This window comes from Streptomyces sp. NPDC051320 (genome assembly GCF_040682175.1).
Classification (GTDB): Bacteria; Actinomycetota; Actinomycetes; order Streptomycetales; family Streptomycetaceae; genus Streptomyces.
On the sequence record NZ_JBFBAL010000030.1, the window covers coordinates 1 to 14,734 of the forward strand.

The window sequence follows — 14,734 nt, forward strand, 5'->3', positions numbered from 1 at the left end:
GACGTCGAGCCTGGCTCGACGTCTCACCGCCAACCGTGCACGAGCTCGTAAGGGCGGCGAAGATCTCCTCGATCAGCTGCTCGGCCACAGCGGGGCCTTCGGCCGTAACAGCAAGACCAGGCGGAGCCTGCCTGCCTTGCTGATCTGAGCCGGACCCGAACCGCTCCAGCAGCGTGACGACTGTCGGGTGCTTCAACGGGGGCCAGATCATCACCAGCTCTGCGATCGTCCCATCCTCGCCGTCGATGGCCCGCAGCGTGTGGGGCATCGCGCGGGCCGTGTCCGCGATCATGAACGGGGTCCTTGCGTCCGTCTTTGCCCCGGCCGGAATAGAGATTCGGCGATCCGCCGCATCGTCAGTCCCGAAAGACAGGCGACGCGGTGACACCACCCAGGCCGACACCGACCACGGTCGTCCATCCCGTGAAGGAGGACAGCCGCGCGACCGGGAGCGCTAGGCGCTTCGTGTCCTACTGGCCACCCGCCAAAGCGCCGAACTGCGAGGCATGAAGAGCAAGGACCATGACTGACTTGATGTAGCAGCGCCGGAGGCTGCCCAACTCCCCAGGCGAAGGGACTGAAGTGACCCAAGTTGGGGAACAACTTCACGTTCACGCGCCTCACGGTGGCTGCTGTAAGCTCTGGATTGATTGGAGAACTCAGTCCCTTCAGTCCCTCATCTGCCAGTAGTAGTGCTGTGATCTGGCCTTTTACCTCAGGGACGGAACGAGCGGTTGGCCCTCGGCAAGGACGATCAGCGTGGCATGGTCAAGTGAGACCAGTGGTATCCGCCCGGCGGCAACCCCGAGCCCCTACGACATCGCCCGTTGGTGCGCCGGAAACGGTTGGCCTGTGCACCCCCTTGCGGCCGGCCGCAAAACCCCCGCCGGCAATTGCCCTACGTGTCGTGACGAGCTCCACCGCCCCGCGGTCTGCCCCTGCCTTCCTGCAGGCAGGTGGTGCCACGGCTTTCATGCAGCGACCACGAACCCGGCCGTCCTGGAAGCCTGGTGGGGCGAGCACCCCGCACTAGGTGTCGGTGTCTCCTGCGGCCCAGCAGGCCTCGTCGTTCTCGATATCGACGCTCACAGCGCTGAAGTGCCTCACCGTAACCGGCTCCTGCCCGGCATCCCCATCCACGAGAGCGTCAACCTGGCAGGCCTTGCTTCCGGGTTCGACACCCTCGCGCTGCTGGCAGCGCTCCGCGGCCAACAAAACCCGGCCGACGACGACACCACCCTTCGAGTACGGACACCGTCAGGCGGGCTGCACGTCTGGTACCGCACACCACCCGAAGGGCCCCGCTACCGCTCCTCGGTGGGATCCAGCCCCAAAGTCGCCCTCGCCTGGCAAGTCGATGTCCGGTCCACCGGCGGCTACATCGTGACGCCCACTACGCGCACGTCCACCGGGACATACACTCCGGTCGGCCCGGCGAGGCTCCCTGCGGCCCTCCCCGATTGGCTCGCTGCAGAACTCAAGCGCACCGGCCACCCAGTGGCCACGGAGCCCATCGCCGTCCCGCCCCAGCGTCTTGGCTCCGTGCGACCGACCATTCAGCGCACCCACCGACTGCTGGAACCGCTGTTGGCCCAGGTACAAGCATGCGCTTCAGCCCCAGAGGGGACCGCCTTCACCGAAAAGCTGAACCGTGCCGCCTACACCGCCGGCGGCTTGATCGCCTCAGGCCACCTCACCGAAAGCCAGGCCCGCGACCTGCTCACCACCGCCGCCGACGCCGCACGTCCGCACCGAAGCCGACACAGCCTCGCCGTCATCGCCTCTGGCCTGTCCGCCGGCGTAACCCGGCCGCTCCATCCAAAAGGACGCCCATGAGCGGCGCCGACAGCCCGCGCTTCGACGCCACTGCCGCAGCGCAGCAGATGCTCGCTCTCGAAGTCCCGGCGAGCCAGGCGAGTCTGCCCGCCCAGCAGAGGAACTCCGCCGGCAATGAGTCGTCTTCGCAGGCGGGCCAGCTTCCCGGGCTCCTTACCGACCGCGGTAACGCGAAGCTGTTCGCGGTGATGTTCGGCGGCCAGTTCCGCCACGTCGAAGGCCTGGGCTGGTACCACTGGTAGGAGTACCGCTGGAATCGTACCGACGGCGAAAAGGCTGCAGTCTGGGCAGCCGGTGACTTGGCCGAGCAGATGCCCGCCACTGACCCCAGCGGTCAGTTCACCGACCGAGACCTCGCCTCCCACCGACGGCGCTCCATGTCGACCCCCGGGATCAAGGCCATGCTCACCCAGGCCGAAGCATCCCCAGCGCTTGCCCTGGACCCCGATGTCCTCGACGGAGACCCCTACGCTTTGTGCACCCCCGCGGGCGTCGTCGACCTCCACACCGGTCGCCTCCACAAGCCGGACCCCGAAACCGACATGCACGCCAGGGCCACCAGCGTTGCCCCGGAACCGAGGCATACCCCCCCGCTGGCACCGCTTCCTCCATGACACCTTCGGCGAAGACGCCAAAGGTGAGGAAACCATTCACTTCCTCCACCTGCTCCTTGGCTACTCCGTCACCGGCGACGTCGGCGCCCAGGTCCTGCCCTTCCTCTACTGCACAGGAGCCAACGGCAAGTCCATCCTGCTGGATGTCATGATGCAGATCCTCGGCGACTACGCTCAGGCTGCCCCGCCCGGCTTCCTCATGGAGAAGGGTAAGTTCTCCGAGCACTCCACCGAACTCACCGAACTCCACGGCCGGCGCATCGTCGTCTGCTCCGAACTCAAGCCAAACGACAAGTTCGACAGGGTCAAGCTCCTGACGGGCGGCGACCGCATCATGGGGCCCGCATGCGCCAGGACTTCTTCAGCTTCAATCCCACGCACAAACTCTGGCTGCTCGGCAACCACCGCCCCGAAGTCGGTACCGGCGGCCACGCCTTCTGGCGACGCATCCGCCTCATCCCCTTCGAGCGGGTCGTCCCGCAGCCCGCAAGATCGACAACCTTGCCAAGGAGCTCGTTCAGAGTGAAGGCGCCCGCGGATCCGGGCCGCGCGAGCGGATGGTGCCGCTGATCAACGGCGCTGATCGGACGCTTCGATGGTTCATCGAGGACGTCTGGGGCCAGTTCGACGACGACCACACACGCCCTGGCGCCCCGCTGCTTCCCGCCGAGCGAAAGAACACCGACGGCTCCTCCCACCGGGTGGGACGACGATGCCCTGCGAAGCGGGCTCAAGGATGCCGCCAAAGCACACCTGCTGGGGTGGGGCGAGAGGCTGACTCCGCATGTCCTGCGGCATTTCTGCGCGTCGCAACTCTACGGAAACGGACTTGACTTGCTCGCAATCCAGGAGGTTTTGGGGCACTCCTGGATCGCCACGACCATGCGATACATCAACCCTCGGGAATTGCATCAGGCGGGCGAGAAGTCGCAGGTCGCCAGGTCACGGCGAGGGCTTGAAGGACTCCGAGGCTACTACGACCTAGCTGTCTGACCAGGCATGTTGCCGATCGTATCCCTTCTGATGCATGATCCTCCCTCCAGAAGGGATGGTCTGGAGTGGTGCATCAGCGCAAGGTGGCCCTGGAGGGGTCGGCTCAACTGGAGCTCGTCTCCGGGGTGGTCCAGCTGCGTCCCGAGGACGCGATGTTCGACGCGATGCTGCGGGGCTGGCGTGCTCAGCAGAAGTCGCGGGGGCTGAAGGACGACACGATCGATCCGCGGGAACGACTCATACGCCGGTTCCTGGAGTTCGCGAACGACTACCCGTGGCAGTGGACGCCGGCTCACATGGACGAGTGGTCGGTCTCGTTGACAAGCGAGAGGCATCTGGCGCCGTCGACGATCCGCAGCTACCAGGGCACCGTGCGACTGTTCAGCGAGTTTCTCATCGACGGCCGCTACGGCTGGGGCCCTGCCTGCGAGGAAGCCTTCGGCACCTTTCCGATGGCGGTCTGTCACGAGTGGAACACCATCGCCCACCTCAACGACTACGAGGGCGACCCGGAGGCGAAGCCGTTCACCCGCGAACAGCTGCAGCTCTTCCTCGACTATGCCGACGACCAGGTCGAACGAGCCTTGCGGGCGAAACGCAAGGGCGCCCTGGCCGCCTACCGCGACGCCACCCTCTTCAAGGTCATCTACGGGTGGGGGCTTCGCCGGACCGAGACCTCCAAGCTCGATGTGGTCGACTTCGGGCGCAATCCGCAAGCCCGGCAGTTCGGCCGGTACGGCACGCTCAACGTCCGTTACGGCAAGGCCAAGAAGGGCCAGCCGCCGCGGCGCCGGAACGTGCGCTCGGTGATGGACTGGGCCGTCGAGGCCGTCGCCGACTATGTCGAGAACGTCCGGCCGCGCTTCGGATTCCCCGACCACCCCGCTTTGTGGATCACAGAACGCGGTGGACGCCTGCGGCCCGGCTCGATCAATGACCGGTTCGAGGCATACCGCGACGCCCTTGGCCTGCCGAAAGAGCTGGTCCCGCACTCCATGAGGCATTCGTACGTCACGCACCTGACCGAGGACGGGGTGGACCGCCGCTTCATCCAGCAGCAGGTCGGCCACGAGAGCGACAGCTCCCTGGCCATCTACACGCACGTCAGCGACGACTTCATGAACACTTCCCTGCACAAGGCACTGGCCCCGGCTTTCGCCGGGGTCCGATGAGGAGGGACCCGGCGATGGCCGCCAAGCTCGACTACCACTGGCACCTGCGCAAAGTCATGGCCGACCGCGGGATGTTCTCCACCACCGACCTCATCCCTCCGCTCGCCGAGCGCGGCATCACGCTGTCCTCAAGCCAGGTCTACCGGCTCGTCGTCGAGCGACCGGAGCGACTGAGCCTGAAGATCCTCATGGCCCTGCTCGACATCCTGGACTGCACCATGGACGACCTCATCGAGCCGATCGCAGTGGCCGGGGCCGCGAAGAAGCCCAAGAAGGCAGCCGTCGGCGGCACGGCCCCCGACACAGAAGGACTCGGCGGGCTGCGGCCAAAGCGGGCCCGGATCAAGGGCGTTGACCGGCCGTGACTACCACCGGCTCCCTCGATCGCTCCGTCACGGATCCGATCGGCCTGATCACGGACCTGGTCGCGGAGGCCGAAAGTGAACTCGGCTCCGAGACCATCCAGAGCGTGGTCACGGCGGTGGCGGGCGGCCGCGCGAAGTCACGGAACCTGGCCAAGTGCCTGGCGACGCGACCCGCCGTCCTGACCGATGGCCGGTCCCCGGCGCCACGGGCCGTCGGCGACCTCCTCATCGCCCTCCGCAAGGCCGGCGCCTCGGCGATCTCGCCACCGGTCTGCGCGGACTGCGAGAAGGGGCTGCGAAGCCTCCAGCGGCAGGGCCAGGACTGGTACTGCTCGGTCTGCATCAAGGAGACCACCGAGTGCGCCGCCTGCGGCAACACCCGGCGCGTCACCTTCCGGGACCGCAAGGGCCTGCCACGCTGTTCGATGTGTCCCGACCACGATGACCGCGACCCGGTCACGGTCATCCACGCGGTCATCGACACGATCGCCCCGGGCGCCGACTCCGACGTGGTCGCCGAGGCTCTGCGCCGGTCGGCGCCCCACCGGCCCCACTATCGCCAGCGAGTGGTCTGGGCCCTGGAGGAGAACCCTCGTCTGCTGACCGGCGAGGCCCATCTCGCCCCGCACCGCGCCACCTTGAGGTTCATCGACCTGCTACACGAGGCCGGTGTCGCCGGGATCGTCCGACCGTCCTGCCCTCGCTGCCACCGAGTGGTTCGCATCGACAAGCCGCTCGACGGTCAGCGGGTCTGCCGCAACTGCATCGCCAAGTCCCGCGTCGAAGAATGCGTACGCTGCGGAGCTCGACGCGAGCCGGCCACCCGCGACGAGCAAGGGCGACCGCTGTGTCCGAACTGCCTGGTCACCGACCCTGCGAACGCCGAGGTCTGCATCGGATGCAAGGAACGGCGGCGAGTGCACACCCGCACGGTCGAGGGCCCGCTCTGCCCCAACTGCTGCCCCCTGCCGGTCCTGGTCTGCTCCATCTGCGGCCTCACCGCTCCCGGCAACCGCTCGAAGCTCACCGGCCTGCCCCGCTGTCGCGGCTGCTTCCAGCGCCAAGCCCGCTGCACCACCTGCGGACACGTCCGTGGCATCCATTCCGGCACCGCGGACGCTCCGGTCTGCGGCCCCTGCACCAAGCCGGACGCCGAGCTCTGGCACCCCTGCCCCACCTGCGGGCAGGCCGAGCGACTGCGTTCACCGGGGCCATGCCGTCGTTGCACTCTCAAGCAACGGCTCCACGAGCTTCTCGCCGACGACTCGGGCTCCATACCCCCGAAACTGCAGGCCCTCAACGACGCCCTGGCCGAGACGGAACGGGCCGGCACGGCGATGCGCTGGCTCTCCGGCGGCATCGTCTCCACAGTCCTGTCCGATCTCGGATCCGGCCGTCGGCCCCTGACACACGAGGCCCTGGACGACCTCCCGGCGGGCAAGGTCGTCGAGCACATCCGCAGCGTGCTCGTGGCCACCGGCACGCTGCCCCAGCGCGACGAGCAGATGGTCCGCCTGGAACGGCACGTGAACGATCTCGTCACCTCCCACACCACCGCCGAGGGACGGAAAATCCTGCACCGGTACGCGACCTGGCACCTCCTGCGGCGGCTCCGCCGCCGCAGCCGCGGCAACGACATCACGCACACCCAGCTCACCGTCGTCCGCCAGCACCTGCGGGCAGCCGTCCACCTCCTCAACTGGATCAAGGCCCAGAACCTGACACTCGCGACCTGCCGTCAGGCTGACCTCGAACGCTGGATGACCAGCGACGACGTCCGTCACCGCCGGGAGGCAGGCCACTTCGTGCGCTGGGCTCTCGCCCAGAAGATCACCCGCGATCTCAGCTTCCCGGCCGACCGATGGAACGGCCCCTCCCAGGCAATGGACGACGAGGCCCGCTGGGCCACCGCCCGCCGTCTGCTGCACGACGACACCCTCAAGTCCGAAGACCGCCTCGCCGGCCTGCTGTTGCTCCTCTATGCCCAGTGGCCTGCGGCGATCTCCCGGCTCACCGTCGACCACATCGAGGAGACCGACGGAGCAGTCCGCCTCCGCCTCGGCGCCGTCCCCGTCGACTTGCCCGGTCCCGTCGCTGAGCTCGCCCTTCAGCAGGTTGCGGTCCGCCGCAGCCACGCCGTCCTCGCCCGGACAGACTCGCCCTGGCTCTTCCCCGGCGGCCAGCCCGGCCGCCCGATCAGCGTCTGGGCCATGGGCGAACGACTCCGCAAACTCGGCATCCGGCTCGCCGAGACCCGGTCGACCGCCCTGTTCCAGCTCGCCACCGAGCTGCCCGCCGCGGTCCTCGCCCGCACGCTCGGCATCGACATCACCGTCGCCGTCAAATGGCAGCGAGCCGCCGCCGGAGACTGGGGCGCCTACGCAGCCGAGATCAGCCGACGAGCCAGCAGCCACCAGCAAGGAGAAGACGTACGTGACTCTCGATGACCAGAACGAGAACGCGCAGACATCCGCAAGCCACGATGCCACGGAAGCAGGTTGGCAGGCCGTTCGCCGAGACGGGCGAGTCCGCGACGAACTCATCAACGCTGCCTACGGCCATCCTCGCCTACGGCAGCTCTTCCCCTGGACAGGCATGGGAGAACTGCACTTCAGTCGCTGCACCGAACAACGCTGGACATGGGACATTCCATACATCCAGCCCGCCAAGGGGGGCGGCTACTGGGTCTCCGGCCCACTACGCACTGAATCGGTCGGTCCAGCCGCAACCGCGGAGGACGCCATCGCCATGATCATCGCGAGGCTGCCGGCCAACGCTGGCCCGGCGTTTGTGGGAACCCCCGAGCAGCTTGAGGACTATGAAGCTTCGCCTGGCCCTCACCCGACCACGAACCCAGGCGCTGAATGATCCGGGCCGCAAACACCGCTCACCTCACGACATTCGCTGGGGTATTCGGAGAGTTCCAATACCCGAGCACACCATTACACGTCCAGCAGACCCGGGTTGAAGATGCCTGGGTCGCCGGGACGGAACGGGCCCCGAAGCGGCTGGAAGGACTGGTCCGATGAGGTGGAAACTACGGCTGACCGCCGTGGAAAGCCTCCGAGCTCCAGCGGAGCCTGGCAGAGCACGGCCTGGTGATCTCGGCCGGGAAGATGTCCGGACTGTGGTCCGGCCAGCCCGTCTCACTCAAGCTGGAGGACCTGGAAGTCATCTGCGTCGCCCTCGGCTGCGAAATCAGCGATCTGCTGATCCCCGTGTCGGCGCACTCCTCTGAGTGCTCCGCCAAGTACGGCAAAACGTGCACCGCTTGACGGTCGGCGAGATGGTTGGGATCGGCTGGCCAATTGCAGTATCGGGGGCCTCTCCGAGGCCTGCCATGATCTCGGCTATGGACGAGATCACCAGGGTTCTGAGGCGGGAGTTCGAGGCAGAGGAAGGGAGCTTCCTGCTGCGGCTGCGCGGGGATCTGGACTGGGACCGGACTGCCTTCACCTGCCTGGAGCGGGCGATGCGAGCCGCGTGCGAGCGATCCCAGTCCGACGAGAAGCTCGATCGATGGGTTGCTGAGGGGTTCTATGAGGTCGCAACCTGGGTTCCGTCGTGGACGTCACACCCGAACTTCCCAAAGCCGGTGCCCGACGCGTACTTCGAGGACTGCCTCGAGCGAATCGGGGATCTGGCCAACTGGTTCTTCCGGGGTTGGCACGACTACTCCGAGGGACATGTCTGGACTGACCTGTGAAGACTCCGGGGAGTTTGGTCAGGCCGCGTTGTCCCGGTCGCGTTCGATGGCTGCGAGCCGGTTCTTGAGCCGGTAGCTGGGGCCGTTGATGGAGATGACGTCGCAGTGGTGCAGGAGGCGGTCGAGGATAGCGGTGGCCAGAACCTCATCCCCGAACACCTGCCCCCATTCACTGAAGGTCTTGTTCGAGGTCAGGATGATCGAGCCCCTTTTCGTAGCGCTTTGAGATCACCTGGAAGACCAGGTTGGCCTCCGCGCGTTCGAGGGGCTGGTAGCCCACCTCGTCGACCACGAGAAGAGCAGGTCGGAGGTAGCTGCCGAGCTTGCTGGTCAGGCGCCCGGCGGTCTTGAGGTTGCGGACCATGTCGTCGAGGCTGGTGAAGTAGATCGAGTATCCGGCCCGGCAGGCCGCAACCGCGAGAGCGACGGCGATGTGTGTCTTGCCCACTCCCGGCGGCCCGAGCAGAGCAGCGTTGGCCTTGCCCTCGACGAAGGAGAGAGTGGCGAGGTCTTTGACCTTGCGCGGGTCGAGCTCGGGCTGGAAGGAGAAGTCGTAGTCGTCCAGCGTCTTGTGGTGCGGGAGCTTCGAGATCCGCAGGCCCGTGCGGAAGCGGCGGTCGTCACGGACGGCGAGTTCTTCGGAGAGAACCAGGTCGATGAAGTCGAGGTAGCCCATCTTGGCCTCGTCGGCCCGCTGAGCGTACTGAGTCAGGGCCTCGGCGAGGTGGGGCAGGCCCAGCTTGCCGGCCGTGTTGCGGATGCGGGTGGAGACCAGCTCACTCAAGACGTTTCCCTCGTGCTCGGCTTGGTGGTGAAGGGACGGGTGCCGGTCAGCTCGTCATAGACCGACAAAGGCCGGCGGCCGACCTCGACCTGGGTGACCGCGGTCCGGTTAAGCAGGGCCGCCAGCGGCCCGGACTCGGGGCCGGAGTTCTGCCGGCGGGTCAGCGGCAGGCTCCCGTCACCGGCTGTGACGCGGCGGCCGGATCCCGTGGGCAGGCCGTCCCAGTGCTTCTCCTCCACGACCCGGGCGCCCCGGCCGAGGGCCCGGGGATGGGTGGCCAGCAGGGTCTCGCCGCTGTGACCGGGGACGGTGGCATGCAGCATGATGTGGGACTTCGTGGCCCTGACCTCGACCAGCTGGCGAGGGCGGACCCTGCTGGCCGGCACCGAGTACAGATTTGCGTCGAAGGCGACGAGACAGTCCTTCCCGACGTGGCGAAGGTGCCGCTGCGTGACCACATAAGGCGTCTGCGGCAGCGGCCGCAAGGCAACGTGATCGCGGACCGCCCGCAGGCCGATGACCTCGCCGTGGGTGCCGTGGACCTTCGCCCGCCGCAAAGGAACCCAGGCGGTGAACGCCGCGTCCATTTCCTCGATGGAGGAGAAGCCACGTCCGGCCAGAACGTGATCACGGACGATCAGCACCTGCCGCTCGACCCGGCCCTTCCCCGTGGGCCGGTAGGCGGCCAGCACGTCGGGATCGAAGTCGTAGTGCCCGGCGAACGCGACTGCCTCGGGATGCAGCGGGACAGCTTCACCCGGCGCGACGTGGCGGCGGACCACCGTTTTCGTGCGGTCGTAGACGATCGACATCGGCACCCCGCCGAAGTGCGCGAACCCCTGGCGGTGGCAGTCGAAGAAGGTGGCCAGGTCCTGGCCGGTGGTGAAGCAGCAGAACGGATCACGCGAGTAGGACAACGTCATGTGGAACGAGTAGACCTTCGGGATACCGACATGAGCGAGGATCCTGCCCTCGTCGCCCCAGTCGACCTGGGCCTGAGCCCCGGGCACCCCCTCGAACCGGCGGTACAGTCCCGCCAGCTCACCCGGGCTGATGCCCAGTTCCTCCGCGATGCGGGGCCGGGCTTCCTGCAAGTAGATCTTGACCCGCTGGTAGTTGATGGTGAACCCGTACTCCGCCACCAGCCGCTCGTGGATCACCGCCCCCTTGAGCAGGATCTCGGCCCGCAGCATCGCGTCGATCAACGGCGCAACCTCGTCCACCACCCGCTGAGCCGGAGCCGTTGGGAGCCCGCCGCGGCGGCGCGACCGGCGTCCCACCCGACAAGTACTTGCCGACCGTACGACGATTCAGCCCGGTCTCCTTCGCGATCTCCCGCAAGCTCATCGCACCGGACTCGTACAGACCACGAAACCGCCTCAGCTCCAACCAGGGATGCGGATCCAAGACCACCCTCGCCGCCCTCCGCCGACCCCCGAACAGAACGACAGCAGACTCCCGCGACACCCACATCACCGCATAAAGAAGAACGGTGCACTTTCACCCGTACGCGGTGGTGCACGTTCACTTGTACGCCGACACCCCGAGCCGGAAAAGTCCAGCGCCGGCGAGGAGACCGGCCTGCAGGCCGCCGCTGCGACTGGCCCGGCCCCGGTGGTGGTTCCTCGTCGCCGTGACGGCCGGTCTCTGCCACCGATGTGATGGCCTACGTTCTGCCGGCGGGCAAGTGCAAACCGCCAGCCAGTTGCCCGGCCTGCTTCGGCTGGGCCGTGCTGCCCGGCCGCGCCTGCGGCGCATGCGAGAGTTTCCGCCGCAACGAGGAGCCTGCCGAGTCAGGGGCTGTCGGCGAACAACGCGGTTGAAGAAGGGCTACTGCCGTCTGTGCTGGCATCAGGCGAGCCAAGACGCCAGGGGGCAAGTCACCGTCTTGGAGCCCTACCCGGAGAAGGTGCAGCACCATCAACTGTTCTTCACCAACCTCCAGCGTCCGCGTCAGCCCGGCCCTCCCAGAGGTATGCAGGGACGACGTCGGGGTCGCCCGCGCCACCCCGACCCGGCCCCCGCCCACCGGCCGGTCCCCGGTTGGCTCCAGCCGCCGCTGTTCGAGGCCCGCCGAGATTTCACTCGGTTCAATCGCCAGGAACATGCCCGGCTCGACAACCCGTGGCTGGCCTGGGCCCGGCATACCGCACATCGTCTCGGCGAAGCGCATGGCTGGCCTCGCGGTGTCCGCTTCGACGTTGGCCGAGCCCTGGTCATCGTGCTGTCCAGCCATGTCAGCGGTGAAGTCGTGCGGCACTCCGAGATCTTCCCGGCCCTGCGATCCCGCGGGCTCAGCGTCCAACGCACAGTGGAAGTACTCGCCGAGATCGGCGTCTTCCAAGACGACCGGACGTCGTCGTTCGAACAGTGGCTGGAGCGCAAGCTCGAAGGCATCGCCCCCGGAATACGCCGCGACGTGGAGCACTGGGCCCGCCTCCTGCACGACGGTGGCCCCAGATCCCAGCCCCGCGACAAGGCCACGGTCTGGGGCTATCTCAACAGGATCCGTCCCGTCCTGCTGGAGTGGTCTGTCTCCTACGGCCATCTGCGCGAGGTGACCCGCGACGACGTCCTCACCCAGCTCGATGCTCTCCAAGGCAGCCAGCGACGGCACACGCTCATCGTGCTGCGGTCACTGTTCGGCCGAACGAAGAAGAACGGCACAATCTTCAAGTATCCGACCAGCCGCATCCGTGTTGGCCAGCACGAGTACGGCATCCTCCAACCCCTGGAGCCCGAGCACGTCAACAACTCCGTTGCCGCGGTCACCAAGCCGGCGGACCGGCTGGTCCTCGCGCTCGTCGCGGTGCACGCCGCGCGATCCGGTGCGATCCGGCGCCTTCAACTCGACGACGTCGACATCGGCAATCGCAAGCTCGTGATCGACGGCCGCGTCCGGCCTCTGGACGCGCTGACACTGTACGTCGCCCGCGAGTGGCTGGACCACCGACGCCGCCCGTGGCCCGACACCGCTAACCCGCACCTGCTGATCAACAAATTCACCGCCTTGGGCACCGGCCCGGTCAGCGCGGTCTCCCTGACCAAACCGCTTCGCGGCCAGGCCACCACCCTGGAACGGTTCGCGTCGACCGGCAGCCTGAAGAGGCCCTCGTCCATGGCCCCGACCCCCTCCACCTCGCCGAGGTCTTCGGACTCGATGCGAAGACCTCGATTCGCTACACGGACTCCGCGCGGGCGCTGCTGGAACAGGCCGCTGAACACCAGCTTCGATGAAACCTGCTCGACCGGACGCACGATGAAGGCAATCATGAGCGAGTGACCTCGACCGAAGCAGCAGCAACCGCTCTACAGGACCATGCAGTCCTCTGGAGCATGGGCGAGATCCGCGCAACCGACGTCGTCACTGCTGCCTGTGATGCACTCGTTGCCGGCCACGACAGCCCTGCCCTGCGGATCTTGGCCGCGTGCACACGCGCGGAGGCGGATTACGACGTCCCCGACATCCTTCCACCGGCACTCGACGAACTGGGCCTCACCTCCACCCAGCGGGCAGCGTTGCCGGACAGGAAGCCGCCGCCCGAGCACTTGCCGCCCGGATGCTGGCCGGCGAGCTGACACCACGCGAGCTGGCCTTCCGGATCCACGGTCGTTTCGGGCACGAGCTGCCTCTGGTCGAACGACTCGCCAACCTGGACGACGACTACGACGTCCTCGAATACGGCAACAGAGCACAGGCGCAGGTCGACGCCGAGGTCACGACCGAAGCCCTTCGGCTTGCACAGCGTCCTCGTGTTCCAACCGAACCCACGGGTCTACCGACCTGAAGCAGACCGGTGGACCCGTGGGTTCAAGCTGAAGGACCTTCGGTCTCCTTGAACCCACGGGGATCCAGGGGGCATGACCCAGATACGCCATAAACCCGCCACGGGATGACCTTGGAGGCGGGGCAGCTCTGACTCGGCGCCTACTGTGAGTTCGGGCTGAACGGGGGTCGGGGAGACTTCGGCAGCGTCTTGGAGAGCAGCGAGGTCGGCGTGAGGGGCTTCGATGGCCTCGTGGTACGCCTGGGTTTCTCGTGTTCGGCGAGTGCTCGGTAGCTGCTGGCGACGCTGGGCCTGGCTCCTTGCGTTTGCCGGTGGGAGGATCAAGTCGGGCTGGATCTGCCCGACCGACTTGCCGTTCGTCCGGCGCCGGAGCACGGAGTGCCGCACGTCGTCCGTGACGAGGGGCGACCGGCCACCAGGCTGGCGTCGGGGGCCGCTACATCGAGCCCTTCGAGGGTTGGCTCCCGGATGCTCTCTGGCTTGGCCGTCGCCATCGCCGCGAAGAACGCGAACAAGAGGGTGCCCGGGCCCGCTCGGGTCGTAATGCTGGATGCGTTTCGTCTGGCGCCCGGGGACGACACCGCCACCGGCCCAGCTGTTCGAGCGCAGGGTGTGTTTTATGAGTTGCGCCGACAGAACCTCTGAAGGGTCCCGACCCCAGAACCCCGAGCATAGAAGAGACACGTTCACAATCACCGAACATGCGTGTATGTTCAGCGGAACCGAACATGCACGGCGAGTTTGGAGAGTGGGCATGCGCACATACCTGTTCGAGGACAAGATCGCAAGGGAATCGTTGCGTCTCATCGAACGTCCAGATCCAGTCCCGGGCGATCACGACATCGTCCTGCGCATGAAGGCGGTGGCGCTGAACTACCGGGACCTTGCCATCATGCAGGGCAACTGGCACCGACAAGTCTCGCCCCCGCTCGTTCCACTCTCGGATGGAGCCGGAGAGGTTATCCAGGTCGGCGCAGCCGTTTCCCGCTTTAAGCCCGGCGACCTCGCATGCCCGACCTATCTGCCTAATTGGATCGAGGGGCCCCTCCGCCGACACTCGCTGGCCCGGCGACTCGGCGGTCCGAGCGACGGTGTGCTCACAGAGTTGTTCTGCGCACACGAAGACGAGGCTGTGCTCGCACCCCGCCATCTGGACGCCGGCGAGGCCGCCACGCTACCGATTGCGGGTCTCACGGCTTGGCACAGCCTATTCGAACACGACCGTCTGCGTCCGGACGAGACACTGCTGGTGCAGGGCTCTGGCGGGGTGTCGACCATGGCGATTCAGCTGGCACACCACGCCGGGGCGCGCGTTGTTGTCGTGACGCGGTCGGATCGGCACACCGAACGACTGAGCACGCTCGGAGCCGACCATGTACTCTGAGCTTGCTCCGTTTTGACGGACATTCGAGATCAGGGGTTCAGCCCCGGGAGGATGTTCATCATGGAGAGCATGGGGAAGAAGAAGCCTCGCCG

11 protein-coding genes and 5 pseudogenes are annotated in these 14,734 nt (G+C 67.0%); 13 read left to right on the top strand and 3 right to left on the bottom strand.

What is annotated here, in order from left to right; genetic code table 11:
• Nucleotides 1-292, bottom strand: a pseudogene (locus AB0M87_RS32465) (hypothetical protein); the annotation flags it as partial.
• A gap of 527 nt (nt 293-819) precedes the next feature.
• On the opposite strand from AB0M87_RS32465, the gene AB0M87_RS32470 reads away from it, so the two are divergent.
• From AB0M87_RS32470 to AB0M87_RS32510, 9 genes and pseudogenes are all read left to right on the top strand, one after another.
• Nucleotides 820-1,836, top strand: a complete 1,017-nt coding sequence (locus AB0M87_RS32470) for a bifunctional DNA primase/polymerase (RefSeq protein ID WP_365859406.1) — start codon at nt 820-822, stop codon at nt 1,834-1,836.
• Nucleotides 1,833-2,980, top strand: a pseudogene (locus AB0M87_RS32475) (phage/plasmid primase, P4 family); the annotation flags it as partial. The gene AB0M87_RS32470 and the pseudogene AB0M87_RS32475, both read left to right, overlap by 4 nt.
• A 259-nt stretch (nt 2,981-3,239) precedes the next feature.
• Nucleotides 3,240-3,443 carry a site-specific integrase gene (locus tag AB0M87_RS32480; protein WP_365859408.1) on the top strand — a complete coding sequence of 68 codons (204 nt, stop codon included), beginning with the start codon at nt 3,240-3,242 and terminating at the stop codon, nt 3,441-3,443.
• A gap of 65 nt (nt 3,444-3,508) precedes the next feature.
• Nucleotides 3,509-4,615 (top strand): tyrosine-type recombinase/integrase, encoded by a 1,107-nt coding sequence (locus tag AB0M87_RS32485; protein ID WP_365859388.1) that lies wholly within the window; start codon nt 3,509-3,511, stop codon nt 4,613-4,615.
• A gap of 14 nt (nt 4,616-4,629) precedes the next feature.
• Nucleotides 4,630-4,980, top strand: a complete 351-nt coding sequence (locus AB0M87_RS32490; protein ID WP_365859390.1) for a helix-turn-helix transcriptional regulator — start codon at nt 4,630-4,632, stop codon at nt 4,978-4,980.
• Nucleotides 4,977-7,427, top strand: coding sequence for a site-specific integrase (locus AB0M87_RS32495; RefSeq protein ID WP_365859392.1), 2,451 nt, complete (start codon nt 4,977-4,979; stop codon nt 7,425-7,427). The genes AB0M87_RS32490 and AB0M87_RS32495 overlap by 4 nt, the downstream gene beginning before the upstream one ends.
• Entirely contained in the window at nt 7,414-7,848 is a 435-nt protein-coding gene (locus AB0M87_RS32500; protein ID WP_365859394.1) for a DUF6193 family natural product biosynthesis protein, read from the top strand. Before AB0M87_RS32495 ends, AB0M87_RS32500 begins: the two co-directional genes overlap by 14 nt.
• A gap of 157 nt (nt 7,849-8,005) precedes the next feature.
• Nucleotides 8,006-8,198 (top strand): annotated as a pseudogene (locus AB0M87_RS32505) (helix-turn-helix transcriptional regulator); the annotation flags it as partial.
• 134 nt (nt 8,199-8,332) lie between these two features.
• Nucleotides 8,333-8,686, top strand: coding sequence for a hypothetical protein (locus AB0M87_RS32510; RefSeq protein WP_365859396.1), 354 nt, complete (start codon nt 8,333-8,335; stop codon nt 8,684-8,686).
• Nucleotides 8,687-8,704: 18 nt separating this feature from the next.
• Here AB0M87_RS32510 and istB read toward each other — a convergent pair.
• Nucleotides 8,705-9,470: pseudogene (istB, locus tag AB0M87_RS32515) on the bottom strand (IS21-like element helper ATPase IstB).
• Nucleotides 9,467-10,943 (bottom strand): annotated as a pseudogene (istA, locus tag AB0M87_RS32520) (IS21 family transposase). Before istA ends, istB begins: the two co-directional pseudogenes overlap by 4 nt.
• Nucleotides 10,944-11,289: 346 nt before the next feature.
• Between istA and AB0M87_RS32525 the strand changes: the two are divergent.
• The 4 genes from AB0M87_RS32525 to AB0M87_RS32540 all read left to right on the top strand — a co-directional run bounded on the left by AB0M87_RS32525 (nt 11,290) and on the right by AB0M87_RS32540 (nt 14,642).
• Nucleotides 11,290-12,753, top strand: coding sequence for a hypothetical protein (locus tag AB0M87_RS32525; RefSeq protein ID WP_365859398.1), 1,464 nt, complete (start codon nt 11,290-11,292; stop codon nt 12,751-12,753).
• On the top strand, nt 12,750-13,049 hold the full coding sequence (locus AB0M87_RS32530; RefSeq protein WP_365859400.1) for a hypothetical protein: 300 nt from the start codon (nt 12,750-12,752) through the stop codon (nt 13,047-13,049). Before AB0M87_RS32525 ends, AB0M87_RS32530 begins: the two co-directional genes overlap by 4 nt.
• The gene (locus AB0M87_RS32535) at nt 13,031-13,258 is read left to right on the top strand and encodes a hypothetical protein (RefSeq protein ID WP_365859402.1); all 228 of its coding nucleotides are present in this window, start codon (nt 13,031-13,033) and stop codon (nt 13,256-13,258) included. Before AB0M87_RS32530 ends, AB0M87_RS32535 begins: the two co-directional genes overlap by 19 nt.
• 754 nt (nt 13,259-14,012) lie before the next feature.
• A complete protein-coding gene (locus tag AB0M87_RS32540) occupies nt 14,013-14,642 on the top strand; it encodes an NAD(P)-dependent alcohol dehydrogenase (protein ID WP_365859404.1) in 630 nt (209 codons plus the stop codon).
• Nucleotides 14,643-14,734 lie beyond the last annotated feature (92 nt).

Excerpts from the sequence above, each read along its gene's own strand:
- AB0M87_RS32490 (WP_365859390.1), top strand. The coding sequence starts at position 4,630 with ATGGCCGCCAAGCTCGACTACCACTGGCACCTGCGCAAAGTCATGGCC.
- AB0M87_RS32510 (WP_365859396.1), top strand. The coding sequence starts at position 8,333 with ATGGACGAGATCACCAGGGTTCTGAGGCGGGAGTTCGAGGCAGAGGAA.
- AB0M87_RS32535 (WP_365859402.1), top strand. The coding sequence starts at position 13,031 with ATGCTGGCCGGCGAGCTGACACCACGCGAGCTGGCCTTCCGGATCCAC.
- AB0M87_RS32540 (WP_365859404.1), top strand. The coding sequence starts at position 14,013 with ATGCGCACATACCTGTTCGAGGACAAGATCGCAAGGGAATCGTTGCGT.